The organism is Staphylococcus sp. FSL W8-1268, from assembly GCF_038003965.1.
In the GTDB taxonomy this organism is placed as follows: Bacteria; Bacillota; Bacilli; order Staphylococcales; family Staphylococcaceae; genus Staphylococcus; species Staphylococcus hominis.
On sequence record NZ_JBBOQE010000001.1, the window covers coordinates 1,500,553 to 1,514,946 of the forward strand.

Annotated in this window: 13 protein-coding genes; 1 reads left to right on the forward strand and 12 read right to left on the reverse strand. The window is 31.2% G+C overall.

Going from position 1 to position 14,394, the window contains the following annotated elements; all coding sequences use genetic code 11:
* Window positions 1-9: 9 nt before the first annotated feature.
* The 3 genes from recG to NST64_RS07580 all read right to left on the reverse strand — a co-directional run bounded on the left by recG (window position 10) and on the right by NST64_RS07580 (window position 4,684).
* Window positions 10-2,061, reverse strand: a complete 2,052-nt coding sequence (recG, locus tag NST64_RS07570; protein ID WP_049437956.1) for an ATP-dependent DNA helicase RecG — start codon at window positions 2,059-2,061, stop codon at window positions 10-12.
* Between the two features lie 575 nt (window positions 2,062-2,636).
* A complete protein-coding gene (gene fakA, locus NST64_RS07575; protein ID WP_002448785.1) occupies window positions 2,637-4,295 on the reverse strand; it encodes a fatty acid kinase catalytic subunit FakA in 1,659 nt (552 codons plus the stop codon).
* A gap of 14 nt (window positions 4,296-4,309) precedes the next feature.
* Window positions 4,310-4,684, reverse strand: coding sequence for an Asp23/Gls24 family envelope stress response protein (locus NST64_RS07580; RefSeq protein ID WP_002448841.1), 375 nt, complete (start codon window positions 4,682-4,684; stop codon window positions 4,310-4,312).
* Between the two features lie 269 nt (window positions 4,685-4,953).
* On the opposite strand from NST64_RS07580, the gene rpmB reads away from it, so the two are divergent.
* Window positions 4,954-5,142, forward strand: coding sequence for a 50S ribosomal protein L28 (gene rpmB / locus NST64_RS07585; RefSeq protein ID WP_002448748.1), 189 nt, complete (start codon window positions 4,954-4,956; stop codon window positions 5,140-5,142).
* 51 nt (window positions 5,143-5,193) lie between these two features.
* Here rpmB and NST64_RS07590 read toward each other — a convergent pair whose 3' ends face one another.
* The 9 genes from NST64_RS07590 to NST64_RS07630 all read right to left on the reverse strand — a co-directional run bounded on the left by NST64_RS07590 (window position 5,194) and on the right by NST64_RS07630 (window position 14,240).
* Window positions 5,194-5,835, reverse strand: coding sequence for a thiamine diphosphokinase (locus tag NST64_RS07590; RefSeq protein WP_002455439.1), 642 nt, complete (start codon window positions 5,833-5,835; stop codon window positions 5,194-5,196).
* Between the two features lie 4 nt (window positions 5,836-5,839).
* Entirely contained in the window at window positions 5,840-6,484 is a 645-nt protein-coding gene (gene rpe / locus NST64_RS07595; RefSeq protein ID WP_002455440.1) for a ribulose-phosphate 3-epimerase, read from the reverse strand.
* Window positions 6,484-7,359: a ribosome small subunit-dependent GTPase A gene (gene rsgA / locus NST64_RS07600; protein ID WP_002448849.1), complete on the reverse strand. Its 876-nt coding sequence runs from the start codon at window positions 7,357-7,359 to the stop codon at window positions 6,484-6,486. The genes rpe and rsgA overlap by 1 nt, the downstream gene beginning before the upstream one ends.
* A gap of 297 nt (window positions 7,360-7,656) precedes the next feature.
* Window positions 7,657-9,681: a Stk1 family PASTA domain-containing Ser/Thr kinase gene (gene pknB / locus NST64_RS07605; RefSeq protein WP_049418208.1), complete on the reverse strand. Its 2,025-nt coding sequence runs from the start codon at window positions 9,679-9,681 to the stop codon at window positions 7,657-7,659.
* Complete coding sequence (locus NST64_RS07610; RefSeq protein WP_002448792.1) at window positions 9,678-10,421, reverse strand: Stp1/IreP family PP2C-type Ser/Thr phosphatase; 744 nt, start codon at window positions 10,419-10,421, stop codon at window positions 9,678-9,680. The genes pknB and NST64_RS07610 overlap by 4 nt, the downstream gene beginning before the upstream one ends.
* Window positions 10,422-10,426: 5 nt before the next feature.
* Window positions 10,427-11,521, reverse strand: coding sequence for a 23S rRNA (adenine(2503)-C(2))-methyltransferase RlmN (gene rlmN / locus NST64_RS07615; protein WP_002448746.1), 1,095 nt, complete (start codon window positions 11,519-11,521; stop codon window positions 10,427-10,429).
* A gap of 1 nt (window position 11,522) precedes the next feature.
* Entirely contained in the window at window positions 11,523-12,830 is a 1,308-nt protein-coding gene (rsmB, locus tag NST64_RS07620; protein ID WP_049418210.1) for a 16S rRNA (cytosine(967)-C(5))-methyltransferase RsmB, read from the reverse strand.
* Window positions 12,827-13,759, reverse strand: a complete 933-nt coding sequence (fmt, locus tag NST64_RS07625) for a methionyl-tRNA formyltransferase (RefSeq protein ID WP_049418230.1) — start codon at window positions 13,757-13,759, stop codon at window positions 12,827-12,829. Before fmt ends, rsmB begins: the two co-directional genes overlap by 4 nt.
* Window positions 13,752-14,240, reverse strand: a complete 489-nt coding sequence (locus tag NST64_RS07630; protein ID WP_002448820.1) for a peptide deformylase — start codon at window positions 14,238-14,240, stop codon at window positions 13,752-13,754. The genes fmt and NST64_RS07630 overlap by 8 nt, the downstream gene beginning before the upstream one ends.
* Window positions 14,241-14,394 lie beyond the last annotated feature (154 nt).

Sequence of the window (14,394 nt, forward strand, 5' to 3'; positions counted from 1 at the left end):
TTACTGATGTTAATCAAAACTCATGTTAAGTAAGTGGTCGTTGATAAATGCTCTTAAACGTTCATATTTCTCAGTAAAAAACTCCCCAGATTGAATGAGTTCTGCGGCCTCATCACGAGCTACTTCTAGCATACGATAATCTTCTACTATATTAGCAACCATAAAATCTGGTAACCCGCTTTGTTTAACTCCAAAGAAATCACCAGGGCCTCTCATTTCTAAGTCATATTCACTTAATTCAAATCCATCTGTAGTTTGTGTCATAATGGTCATTCTTTCTATGCCAGTTTCTGTTTTAGGTGATGCAATTAATACACAATAACTTTGATGTTCACTACGTCCAACACGACCTCTAAGTTGATGTAGTGTAGATAATCCAAAGCGATCAGCATCATAAATCATCATAAATGTAGCATTAGGAACATTAACGCCTACTTCAACTACGGTTGTCGACACTAAGATATCAATATCATGATTACTAAAACGTGCCATTACATCATCTTTTTCGTCTGCTGACATTTTCCCATGTAATAAACCTACATGTGTTTTACCATAAAACGCTTGTAGTGACTCAAAAAGTTCAACAACATTTTGTACATCTTCTAGGTGTTCAGAACTTTCAATTAGTGGACAAATCACATAGGCTTGACGTCCTTTTTTTAGTTCGCTTGTCATTTGAGCTAACACTTGGTCATACTGTTCATGTTTCGCCCAATGTGTAATAATTGGCTTTCGACCTTTAGGTAATTGTTTAATTGAGGACACATCCATTTCTCCAAATACTGAAATGGCTAACGTTCTCGGTATAGGCGTCGCAGTCATAAACAATACGTTGGTCATAGCACCTTTTTCTCTTAGTAATTGACGTTGATTCACACCAAAACGATGCTGTTCATCAGTAATAACTAACCCTACATTTTTAAATTGTACATCGTCTTGAATCAATGCATGCGTGCCAATTAAACAATCGATCGTTCCATTCTCTAATTGTTCTAACAATACACGTCTTTTTTTTCCTTTTACCGATCCAGTTAATAAAGCAACATTCATATGGTCACCAAAAAGTTCTGTTAAACTATTTGCATGTTGTTCAGCCAAAATTTCTGTAGGTACCATCAGTGCAGATTGATATCCAGCAGTTTTGAGTGCATACATACAAATTGCTGCTACAACTGTTTTCCCTGACCCAACATCACCTTGTAATAAACGATGCATGCGTATTGGCGCTTTCAAATCTCTAAATATTTCATTAACGCTCGATTTCTGTGCATCTGTTAATTCAAAAGGTAACGACTGGATAAATGACTTCACTTTATTAATATCATAATTAATTTCAATGGCTTCATCTGAAGCTTTTTCTAAGCGATTTAACCATTGCATACGTAGTTCAAACATAAATAATTCAGTAAAAGCATATGTACGTCTCGCACGCATAAGAGCTTGTTTATCTTTAGGTAGATGCAACGTTTTAATAGTATAATCTAGTAATTCCAATTTGTACCTTTGTCTTAATTCCTCCGTAATCCATTCATGTATAGTGACATCATTAAGAGATTGATGAATCATATCACGCATTTGTTTTTGTTTAATACCTTCTTTAAGTCGATATACCGGTTCTAATCTTACTTCTTCAGTAGAGGTATGAGTGTCATTAAAAAAAATACGATTGCCATTAATTTCTTGTTTAGCACGATTCCATTTACCTTTTATTGTCACTGTTTGATTTAACTCAATTTTCTTTTTTAAATACGGTTGATTAAAAAATACACATTTAACTGCGATATTATCAATCATTAAATGGACAGTTAATTTTGATTTATTCCGACCAAAAAAGGCTACCGTGGGTACAGAATAAATTTCTCCTGCTACTGTCACAGTAGATTGATCTTCAGCTAAGTTTAAATCTACAACAGTATTATCTTCATAACGCGTTGGTAAATACAACACTAAATCTTCTATTGTGTGAATGTTTAATTCATGTAGTAAAGCAATTCTCTTTGGTCCAAGTCCTTTTATAGATTGAAGCGGATATGGACTTTCAATTAAACTAACTTTCGACATTATTTCTCACCTAATATTTTTAATCTTATTTATATTTTATCACGTTTATTATAAATATTTAGTGATACCATCTTACTATAGTCCACTTGACAAATGAATATCACTCACTTCATTTAAACGTACAACATTCACTTTTAATACTAATATCGTTTTATCATACTTAACTAATAATATGAAAGAGAGCATAAATCTATTTTAAATGATTTTGCATTAGCTCTTAATCTTATTTAAATTTTAGAAGTACGAAGTATTTTTATGTTCCATCAAGGTTTAAATCAAAAAACGATTTATACATACATTCCCAGTTATTATTACTGCTAAATTATATGATATTTTTTTAATCACTCTTTGAATATTAGTTATCTTCTTAATTGTGATATCTTCCTCTATTTTACAGTTCATTATTGATAGCATATTTTTCTATTTTAATATATATTGACTGGTCATTATGTCTTGAAAAACCTATTAAAGTAAGTTTTCCAGTGTCATATTTTTCAATACTTTTATTAAATATAAAATGGGGAGTGACAACGATAATCATTTCATCGTTATCACTCCCACTATTAAATCTCACTTTATTCTACAGCAAATAAATATGGATAAATTGGTTGATCACCTTTATGGATTTCTATTTCAACATCTGGATATTCATTTTCTACCCATTCTTCTAATTGAGTTGTCATATCAGATTGTGCATCTTCACCAGTAATCACTGTTAAGATTTCACTTTCTTCATTTAACAATGTACTTAATAAGCCAGTAATAGTTTTAAATTCATCTGCATTACTAGTCACAATTTTACTTTCAGCTAATCCCATAAATTCATCTTTTTTAATATCTACACCATCAATCTTAGTATCTCTGACAGCAAATGTAATTGAGCCAGATTTAACAGTTTCTAACGCTGTATTCATATGAGACGCATTTTCTTCTAACGTAGATGCAACATCATATTGGAAAAGTGCTGCAATACCTTGAGGAATAGATGTAGTTGGAATGACTACTGTATCAGCTTTAACAAGTTGTGCTGCTTGATCACTTGACATTCTAATATTTTTATTATTTGGCAAGATAATTGCACGCTGGCATTCAGACTGTTCAATCACCTTAACAATATCCTCTGTAGAAGGATTCATTGTTTGCCCACCACTAATAATGTGTGTCACACCCATTGAAGTGAACAACTCAGAGATACCTTCACCCATTGAAATGGCAATTACTGCTGTTTCAACTGTTTTAGGTTGTTGCGAAGCTGTTGCTTGTTGATGACTTTGTTCTTTTCTAATTACTTCACGATGTTGTTCACGCATATTTTCTACTTTTAATTTAATAAGCTCACCATATTGTTGTCCATAATTGAACACTTCACCTGGTGTTTCTGTATGTACATGGACTTTAACTATTTCATCATCATTAATAACTAATAACGAATCACCAAATTCGCTCATGTCATTTCTGAATGTTTGTTCATTAAATTCTTTTTTATCTTTTCCAAAGCGTACCATCATTTCAGTACAATAACCGTACTTAATATCTTCTGTATTAATAACCCCATGAAAATCATGTTCTTCATGAACCAAATCTTCTGTGTCTAATTTTTGTTTGTTAGCTTCAACTTTTTCGCCTTTTAGTCCTTTTAAAAAGCCTTCGTAGACACACAATAAACCTTTACCGCCACTATCCACTACGCCTACTTCTTTTAAAACTGCTAATAAATTTGGCGTATTATTTAAAGATTGCTCAGCTTTTTCGATTGTATATTCCATTACTTCGATGCAATCATCTGTTTCTTCTGCTTTAGTCATAGCTGCACTTGCTGCATCTTTGGCAACAGTCAAAATAGTTCCTTCAACTGGTTTCATGACTGCTTTATAAGCTGTATCGACACCTGCTTGAAAACTACTAGCAAATTGTTGAGCATTAATTTCCTTTTCATCTTCAATATTTTTGCAAAATCCTCTAAATAATTGAGATAAAATAACACCAGAGTTACCACGTGCTCCCATTAAAAGTCCTTTAGAAAAAGTTTTACCTAATTCACCAATACTTTGAGATAAATTATTTTCAACTTCTTCGCGACCTGAGGTAATTGTTAAATTCATATTTGTTCCTGTATCACCATCAGGTACCGGATATACATTAAGGGAATCAACTAAATCTGCATTATTAGATAAATTGTGTGCCCCTTGTATTATCATATCGGCAAATAATTTACCATTAATTTTGCTAATCATCGTGCTTTGTCCTCCTATACCTTCTTGCCCTTGTTATTAAGTCTTACACCTTGTACAAAAATATTAATAGAATTCACTTTAATATTAAGTGAACTTTCGAGTGTATATTTTACTGATGATTGTACATTGTTAGCTACTTCAGAAATTTTGACACCATAACTTACAATGATGTACATATCTATATCAATCACACCATTATCTTCTTTAACAACAATACCTTTAGCATAATTCTCATGTCCTAATATTTCAGCAATACCGTCTCTTACTTGTTGTCTAGATGCCATGCCAACAATGCCATAACTTTCTACAGCTTTACTTCCTACAACAGAAGCAATGACCTCATTTGAGATATCAATTTTGCCATAGTCATTTAAGATCTCTAATGTCATCTTCATTATCCTCCTGAATTATGGTTAAAATCATATTTAAAAATGATGTATACATATATGATAAAGATAACTATTTTATAAATAAGCCAATCTACATAAAAATATATTATAATAACTCCACAATAGTTAATTATACCATAGATTTACATTTTCAAAACAATTAACATAAATTACATATGATTTTATTGCTTTAAATATTGATATATGGTATCTTATTTAAAGTATATAAGTAGTTAAGTGTATTTATATTTATTAAAGGAGGTACTTTGATGGGTAAACAATGTTACGTAACAGGTCGTAAAGCTACGACTGGTAATAATCGTTCACACGCTTTAAATGCGAACAAACGCAGATTTAACGCTAACCTTCAAAAAGTTAGAATTTTAGTTGACGGTAAACCTAAAAAAGTTTGGGTTTCTGCTCGTGCTTTAAAATCTGGTAAAGTTACTAGAGTTTAATAAATATAATGCACTAAAAATGCCTTCATATGTGGTGAAGGCATTTTTTTATTACTCTAAATCTTTACTTCTCATTTGCAATACTTGACCTTTTTCAACTTCGATAATCGCTATTGATTGATCGACTTCATTAGAGATTGTCAGTGTAGAGCCTATTTCTAAATGCTGATGATCTAAATTATATTTAAACCCAGATAAAGATACTATCACTTCTCCATTTACTGGAATAAATGAAACATATTGATATTTATCAGATTTATGAAGTTGATGTGTCCCAGTATTAAGTAGCATGATTTCATTTTGCTTATCTATTACTTTAATTATAATTTCTTTTTTTATATAGACTGACTTGAAAAGAATTTGTAATGTTCCCATAAAATGATCTAATCTTCCACCCGTTGCTCCATAGATATCTATTTCTGTATATCCCTTTTGAATGGCTTGTTCTACGCCTAATGCTAAATCAGTGTCATCTTTTTCAGCTTTAACTGGATGAATATTTAATGTTTTTTTTAAAATTTCTCTTTCTTCATCATTGACGGAGTCAAAATCGCCCACTGAAAAAACAGGTACAATACTTTGTTCAGAAAGAATTAAAGTCCCACGGTCTATTCCGCCCCACGATTCAGTTGATAATTTTGAAAAAATATGAGGGGGTAAATGCCGATCTCCACATAGTAAATTAATTTTCATTATCTCAACCTCTCAATATTTTAGTCACTGTTTTATAATCATCTTGGTTAAAAAAGTATGAACCTGTAACAAAAAGGTTAGCCCCATGTTTTGCACAAATATCTATCGTTTTATCATTTATACCACCATCGACTTCAATATCAAAATTTAAATTAAAAGATGACTTCAAATCATTTAATAACTTAATTTTTGAAGCACACATGTCGATAAATGTTTGTCCACCAAATCCAGGATTAACCGTCATTACTAAAACATAATCCACCATAGAAAGAACAGGCACGACCCTATCTACAGGGGTGCCAGGATTAATTACTACACCTGCTTTTTTATCTAGACTTTTGATAAGTTGAATAGCACGATGAATATGAGGGGTTGATTCAATATGGACTGAAATCATGTCTGCCCCATGTTTTGCAAATGTCTCAATATAGTTTTCAGGATTCTCAATCATGAGGTGTACATCAATTGGTAATTGCGTAGTTGATCTTACTGCATCTAATATGGGTAATCCAATTGATATATTAGGTACAAATTGACCATCCATAACATCAAAATGTAGACCGTCAACGCCTGCTTCTTCTAATAATTGTATTTCCTGTTTTAAATTCAAAAAATCGACTGATAATAAAGAAGGAAAAATGTGTCTCATTAATATCTAACCTTTCTATTCGAAATTTCATTAACTAATTGTAAATAATGTTCATAGCGAAATTGCGCTAAATTATTGTTTTCTAATTGATGTTTAACATTGCATTTAGGTTCTTTAATATGATTACAATTTCTAAATTTACAATCATTTCCAAAAGCATTAATTTCTTTAAAGTAATACTTTACATCATCTTTTTCAATATGATCAAAATCAAGTGCACTAAAACCAGGTGTATCTGCTATAAAACCATTTTCTCTTTCAAATAGTTCTACATGTCTTGTCGTATGTTTACCTCGATTAAGTGATTTAGAAATATCATTGGTTTCAAGATTTAGTTCTGGTTTAAACGTATTTATAAATGTTGATTTTCCAACACCAGATTGTCCACTTAGCACAATTAGACCATTAGGCCAGGTATTCACAATATCAACTTTATCAGTTTCTTTACCTACAAATTGAACAGAATATCCTATTTCCTTATATGTATTTAGTAATGTTTCGATATGACTGATTTGCGTTTCACTAGCAATATCTTTTTTAGTGACTAATATACTAGGAGATAAGTTGTAAGAATGTGCAATCACTAAAAATCTATCTAACAATTGTGTTGAAAAATTAGGTTCAACCGCACTCATTACAATAACCAGACCATCAATATTACTTACTGGAGGACGCTTTAATGCATTGTGGCGTTCATGTACGTGGTGAATATAACCTTCATCTTCATTTTGAATATCAAAGTCAACGATATCTCCTACTACAGGAGAAAATTTTTTCTTTCTAAAAAGACCACGAGGTTTAGTATTATATTTTTTTCCACCTACATCTACTTGATATACTCCACTAATTAATTTAACAATACGTCCTGTTTCCAAATTAACACCTCAAATTAAGTATTTATATTTATATTATTATAGCAAACATAGAATTAATAATATATATTCTATACCATCATCATAAAGATAAGGATAGAAAGACATTAAAATCGCTCAAAAAAGTTAACTTTACATAATAAAATTATAGTTGTTAAAAAGACAATTTCTATATTATTTCAATAGAAATTGCCTTTTAAAATTGACATCATTTATATCATAAAATACATGTTAATGTATAAACAGTAAACGATGCATAACTTATCATTACTATCTTACTCTTGTTCTGATATTTGAAATTTATTCATAGTCAATATCTTTATCTGCAATAACATTGTCATCTACTTCAATCGTATATCCAGCAGAATCACCTTGTTCAATTTTTAATGGAATAGTAATGATCTTATCTTTGTGAATATTGTATGTTTGACTTACCTGTGTACCACTATTATTTTTATCTCTAATATAAATCTTTACCTTTTGACTTTCTCCATCATTTCCAGTATACGGAATATGATAAGTTTCCGTATAATTTTTTACGCTTGTCGTATGATTATCTTTCTTATCATCAGAAGAATCTGAGTCCTTTTTTGAATCTTCTTTTTTATCTTTACCCTTAGAAACCATAAATTCTACTGTACTTCCTTCATTTACTTCAGTCTGCTTTGGAGATTGTGAAATAATGATATCCTTATCTTTAGTATCACTATTAGTCGTCTTAACTTGTACGTTTAGACCCATCGACTCTAATTCTTTTTTAGCATTTTGATAATTTTTATTTTCATAGTCTTTGACGTAAACTTTTTTTACACCTAACGATTCAGTCAGTACAATATGATGATCGTTAAGTTTCACCGATTCATTAGGGTTAATATTTTGCTTGAAAATATATCCTTTTGGCATTTGACTATTATATTCTTGATTAGTTGTCACATGATTTAATTTATGATCTTTAAGTTTTTTTATAGCCTCTTCTTTTTTAATCCCGATCACATTAGGCATATTTATCTTTTCTGGGCCTTTTGATAACACAACATCTACTTTTTCTTGTTGGTTAACACGTTCTCCTGCTTTAGGATTGGAGTTAATAATTTTATTTTCGGGATAGTCATCATTATATTCTCTAGATATATGTCCTATTTCTAAATGCGAAGCTTTTAATACTTTTTCTGCTTCTTTTTCAGTTTTACCCGTTAAATCAGGCATTTCTGTATATTTATCACTAAGCATGCCCCAAGCGATAAACCCAATCAAACTTAATAATAAAAGCGCTAAAATAAAAATAATAGCGAACTTTTTCTTTTTAGAACGTTTTTTACGTTTAGGTGTGTATACATTATTTTCACTTGCTTGAAATTTATGATGATTGATAATAGGAATTTGCATCGTTTGCGCTATATCTTTTTTATGAGTTTCTTCTTCGAGTTTATTTTTTATTTCTTTTTTATCAATGGGTACTGTTTGGGTGGTATCACTTATACGCGTATGCTTTTCTTCATTTAATCTGCTTGTAACAAGCACACTACTCAAATCATTATACATTTCTTCTATCGTTTGATAACGATCTTTAGGATTTTTTTCAGTCGCCTTAAGTACCACATTACTTAAAGATTGTGGAATATTTGGATATTTTTCAGTAATATTAGGAACCGTTTCTTGAATATGTTTAATAGCAATACTTACAGCTGTCTCTCCACTAAAAGGTGGTTCACCAACTAACATTTCATACAACACTATACCAATTGAATAGATATCGGTTGTTTCATTCGTTTTATCTCCTTTAGCTTGTTCTGGAGATAAATATTGAACCGTTCCAAGCACATGATTTGTTTGAGTCATTGATGTCTCACTTAACGCTTTTGCGATGCCGAAATCAAAAATTTTTAAAATTTTATCTTTATTAATTAGCACATTTTGAGGTTTAATATCTCTATGTATAATACGTTGCTCATGCGCTTGTTTTACTCCATTTAAAATTTGCTTAATAAAATCAATAGCTGTTTCTATATTCAATGGACCATGACTATGTATATACTCAGATAGTGTCGGCCCATCAATATATTCCATAATAAGATAGAAATTATCATCATCTTCTTCAACATCATATACTTCCACGATATTTTCATGAACAATTTGTGTAGCACTATTTACCTCTCTGTAGAAACGTTTCATAGTTTCATCTTTTTCGCTTTGGGGAATAGAAATTGCTTTAATAGCCACTTTACGTTCAAGTATAGTGTCTTCAGCAAGATAAACCATACTCATTCCTCCGCCACCAAGTTTATCTATGAGTTGATAGCGATCATTAATTAGCTTGCCATTCATACATTATTACCCTCAATTTCAGCTAATAGTACACTCACATTATCTTTAGATTGATGATCTAAGGCAGCTTGTATCAGTGCTTCTCCAAGTTCATTTAATGATGTAGACTGATTCATTAACGTTTCTATTTCGTGATTTCTTACATAATCTGACAGTCCATCAGAATTAAGTAATATATAATTATAGTAACTGATGCGTTTTGTAAAAATATCAGGACTTACTCGGCGATCGGTACCCATTACTTTAGTAATTATATTACGTTGAGGATGATTAAACGCTTCTTCTTCAGTAATTTGTCCTGTCATAAGCAAATGATTAACAAATGAATGATCATAGGTAATCTGTTCAATTTCTCTTGAATTAATCACGTATGCTCTAGAATCACCAATATTTGCTACTACAATTTTATTATCAAATATGAGGGCACATACACACGTTGTGCCCATACCACGATATTCTTCATTCGTTGTAGCATATTCAAATAATTCGAGATTAATATCTTTTAATGTTTGACTTAACCATGATTCAGCTCGGTCTAATTCAATAAAATTTTCTTTTTCAAAATAGTCTTGTAATTGATTAGTAACAAATTGACTTGCAACTTCACCTGCTTTATGACCACCCATTCCATCACACAACACTAACAATTGTTGATGTGTTTGGTTATAAAATATACCTCCCGCGTCTTCGTTCTTTTCTCGATGTTGTCCAGTATCTGTGAAAAACTGTGCGTTAAGCATGATGATTACCTCGTTTCTACTTGTCGTTCCTTAGCTCTTAATTGTCCACATGCTGCATCTATATCTGAACCTTGTTCTCTTCTAATTGTTGCATTGATGCCTAAACGTTTCAATTCTTTTTCAAATTTAAAAATATCATCTTTGGGTGTTTTAACATAATTACGTTCAGGAACATGATTGACTGGTATAAGATTCACATGACAGTTTAAATCTTTAATTAAATGTGCTAAATCTCTTGCATGTTCAAGTTGATCATTTACGCCTCCAAACAATCCATATTCAAATGTAATTCGACGATTCGTTTTTTCTTGATAATATTTAATTGCTTCCATTAATTTTCCAACATTATACGCTCTATTAATTGGCATTAATTTTGAACGAATTTCATCTTTAGCAGCATGTAAACTTACTGCAAAATTAATTTGAATTTGTTCATCAGCAAAGTCATAAATACGTGGGATAATTCCTGACGTTGATACTGTAATATGTCGCGCTCCAATGTTTAAACTATTATCATCATTGACTATTTTTAAAAAGTCCATCATTTCATCATAATTTTCGAAGGGTTCACCAATTCCCATAATAACAATTTGTGATACACGTTCATTAGTAGCATCAAGTGCTTTTTGAACTGTAAGTACTTGAGATACAATCTCGCCAGCCTCTAAGTTACGCTTTAAACCACCTAAAGTTGAAGCACAAAATGTACAACCAATTCGACAGCCAACTTGAGTCGTTACACATACAGAATTACCGTAATCGTGTCTCATTAATACCGTTTCAATAGTATAACCATCTTGTAATTCAAATAAAAACTTAATTGTTCCATCTTTACTTTCTTGTTTAACTACGGTAGTTAACGTTGTCATAACAAAGTTATCTTTTAACAATTGTCTTAAGTCTTTAGATAAATTAGTCATCTCATCAATAGTGTCTACACGCTTTTGATATAACCATTCAAAAATTTGTTTAGCTCTAAATTTTTGTTGTCCGTGCTCAACTAACCAATTTTGCATTTCATCATATCTTAACGAATATATTGATTGTTTTTCAAAATTTGGTAAAAATTTATTTTTTTTCTTTTTTTCAGCAGTTATCATCTTAACTTTCCTTTCTTTTTATTTTAGTAATGAAAAAGCCATCTGAATTAAAGTCTTGTGGCAAAATTTGTAGTGTTTTTACTTTTTCACCAGTAATAGGATGCGTTATTAATTCAAATTCAAAATCTTTATTTTCCTTTAAAAATGTATAAATTACATTTTCATTTTCCATTTGTTCAATTGTGCAGGTTGAATAAATAAGTGAACCGCCTGGTTTCAAGTTATGTTTAACATTATCTAATATACTTAATTGAATTTCTACAAGATCATTAATACTATCCTTAGATTGTACATATTTAATTTCAGGCTTATGTTTTAATACACCTAATCCACTACAAGGTGCATCTACTAAAATTTTGTCATATAGTTCTGAATATGGTTTTGTTGCATCATGGTCGAAAGTGGACACATTCTTTAATTTTAACTTTTTGATATTTTCTTTAATTAAACCAATTTTATGCTTATGAATATCTGTAGCATCTACATGGCCAGTGGATGCTAGTAATTCTGCCATATGACAAGTCTTACCGCCAGGAGCACTGCATGCATCTAGTATGGTATCGTCTTTTTGAACATCCATTAAATACCCTACTAACATTGAACTTTTATCTTGGATGGAAATAAGTCCATCTTTAAAAGCTCGAGATTCAATCACTGGTTTACCTGTAAGATGTAAACAATATGGAATGAGTTGATCGATATCCACATGATAGCCTTCTTGTAAAAGCGCCTTACTTATTGTTTCAACATCCGTACGACTTGTATTCACTCTTACTGTACTTGCAGATTGTACTAGAAATGATTTTGCAATCTTATGTGTCGTTTCTATTCCGTAATGTGTAATCCAATGCTCAATAATCCATCTTGGTATACTATACTCAATCGTCATGCGTTGCTTTTCATTCTTAATTGTTTCCAATGTCGGTAAGTCACTTTTAAATATATGACGAAGTATAGCATTAACAATGTTCCCATTATGCTGGCCACCACGACGTTTAGCAATATTAACTGCTTCATTTATAATTGCGTGATTAGGTATTTTATCTAGGAAGACATATTGATATAAACTCATCCATAATAATTGACGTACCCAACCTTTAATTCTAGTCTTAACAAAGGGTTTTAAATAAAAATCTAAAGTCATTTTACGCTTTATTGTTCCATAAACTAATTCTGTAAACAATGCTTTATCGACAGTTGCAATATTATATTGGTTAATGACTTCGTTAATTTTTAAATTGCTATAAGCATTATCGTTTAAAATATCTTGAATAGACTGAAATGCAAGGTCTCTTACTGATTGTGTCATACTAATTTAGTCCCCACTAATGAATCTTGTACACCACTTAAATATTGAGCAGCAAGCATTCGTTTTTTCCCAGATAATTGAATATCTGTTAATGCAATAGCATCCAAAGAACCAGTTCCTACAATAATTGCAGTCTTAGTGATTTCTATAATTTCACCTGGTTCTCCGTTTTTTCCTTTTTCAATATGAGATTGATATAGTTTTAAATTTTTATTATTCATAGTTGTATAAGCCACTGGCCATGGTGATAATCCGCGAATATGATTGTGTATCTCTTTAGCACTTTTAGTCCAATCGATACGTTCGTCTTCTCTGCTAATATTAGACGCAAACGTTGCTTTTGAATCATCTTGTGGAATACTTTCATTTGAACCATCTATAATAAAAGGTAATGTTTCTTTTAATAAATCTGCACCTAAAAAGCTTAATTTATCATGCATTGATCCTACGTTATCATCATCTTCAATGTCGCTGGCCTTTTGAGAAATAATATTGCCTGCATCTAACTTTTTCACCATATACATGATTGTAATACCCGTTTGTGATTCACCATCTATAATGGCTTGGTGAATAGGTGCTCCACCTCGATATTTTGGTAATAATGAGGCATGTACATTTACAGCACCTAACTTAGGGAGATTTAATAGACTTTCAGGTAATAATTGTCCAAATGCTGCCGTTACAATTAAATCAGGATTTAAATCCATAAGTTCATTTAACTCATTAGAATCTTTTAACTTTTCAGGTTGATATACTGGAATGTGGTATGTTTCTGCCACTTTCTTTACAGGAGGAGGCGTTAATACACGCTTACGTCCTACTGGTCTGTCTGGTTGAGTAACTACTGCGATGACTTCATGTTCAGCGATTAACATCTCTAGTACTTTTGTTGAAAAATCTGGTGTTCCCATAAAAATTATCTTACTCATTGTCAAAATATGCCTCCACTTCTTTTTCAGTCAATATTTTTATAGCACGTTCGGTAAATGGAATACCATCTAATTGATCAATGATGTGTAGTATCATCCTAGCTACATCATCATAAGCAGTTAATTCAATCTCGTGACCTTCTAAATCATTTGCTTCTACAGTTATCATTTTACTACGTTCTACCTCACCAAATACATTAGGAAGATTAACCGAACCTTCTAAGTCAATGATTTTCTCATTAGATTCTGTTTTGATTTTAGGATTGATTAATTGCAAAAGTCCTTCTGCTTCCATGTCAATCATAGCAACACGTTGACTTACACCAATTTGTGGCGCTGATAAAGCTGATGCTTCTTCAGAATATAAAGTGTCTTCAATATCTAATAATAAACGTTTTAAATTTTCATCAAAAGTTGTTATCTTTTTTGCTTTTTTAAATAAAACAGGATGAGTCGATGGAACTAATTTCTTTATTGCCACTTAGAACGCCTCCCCAAAAAAATTCATCATATTATTATAACGTAATTCAAATTAAAATGCGACCTTAGTCTTACCTTCACTCTTCTTAGATAACTTTAATTGCTTTTAATTTTTTTCATATCTAAAATAATCATGAAGACATTAATATATTAAA

What these genes read in the sequence shown, in the direction of transcription:
- NST64_RS07610 (WP_002448792.1), bottom strand. Translation starts at nt 10,421, where the DNA reads ATGCTTAACGCACAGTTTTTCACAGATACTGGACAACATCGAGAAAAG.
- NST64_RS07580 (WP_002448841.1), bottom strand. Translation starts at nt 4,684, where the DNA reads ATGACATTAGAGATCTTAAATGACTATGGCAAAATTGATATCTCAAAT.
- rlmN (WP_002448746.1), bottom strand. Translation starts at nt 11,521, where the DNA reads ATGATAACTGCTGAAAAAAAGAAAAAAAATAAATTTTTACCAAATTTT.
- recG (WP_049437956.1), bottom strand. Translation starts at nt 2,061, where the DNA reads ATGTCGAAAGTTAGTTTAATTGAAAGTCCATATCCGCTTCAATCTATA.
- pknB (WP_049418208.1), bottom strand. Translation starts at nt 9,681, where the DNA reads ATGAATGGCAAGCTAATTAATGATCGCTATCAACTCATAGATAAACTT.
- fakA (WP_002448785.1), bottom strand. Translation starts at nt 4,295, where the DNA reads ATGATTAGCAAAATTAATGGTAAATTATTTGCCGATATGATAATACAA.
- rpe (WP_002455440.1), bottom strand. Translation starts at nt 6,484, where the DNA reads ATGAGACACATTTTTCCTTCTTTATTATCAGTCGATTTTTTGAATTTA.
- rpmB (WP_002448748.1), top strand. Translation starts at nt 4,954, where the DNA reads ATGGGTAAACAATGTTACGTAACAGGTCGTAAAGCTACGACTGGTAAT.
- fmt (WP_049418230.1), bottom strand. Translation starts at nt 13,759, where the DNA reads ATGAGTAAGATAATTTTTATGGGAACACCAGATTTTTCAACAAAAGTA.
- rsmB (WP_049418210.1), bottom strand. Translation starts at nt 12,830, where the DNA reads ATGACACAATCAGTAAGAGACCTTGCATTTCAGTCTATTCAAGATATT.
- NST64_RS07590 (WP_002455439.1), bottom strand. Translation starts at nt 5,835, where the DNA reads ATGAAAATTAATTTACTATGTGGAGATCGGCATTTACCCCCTCATATT.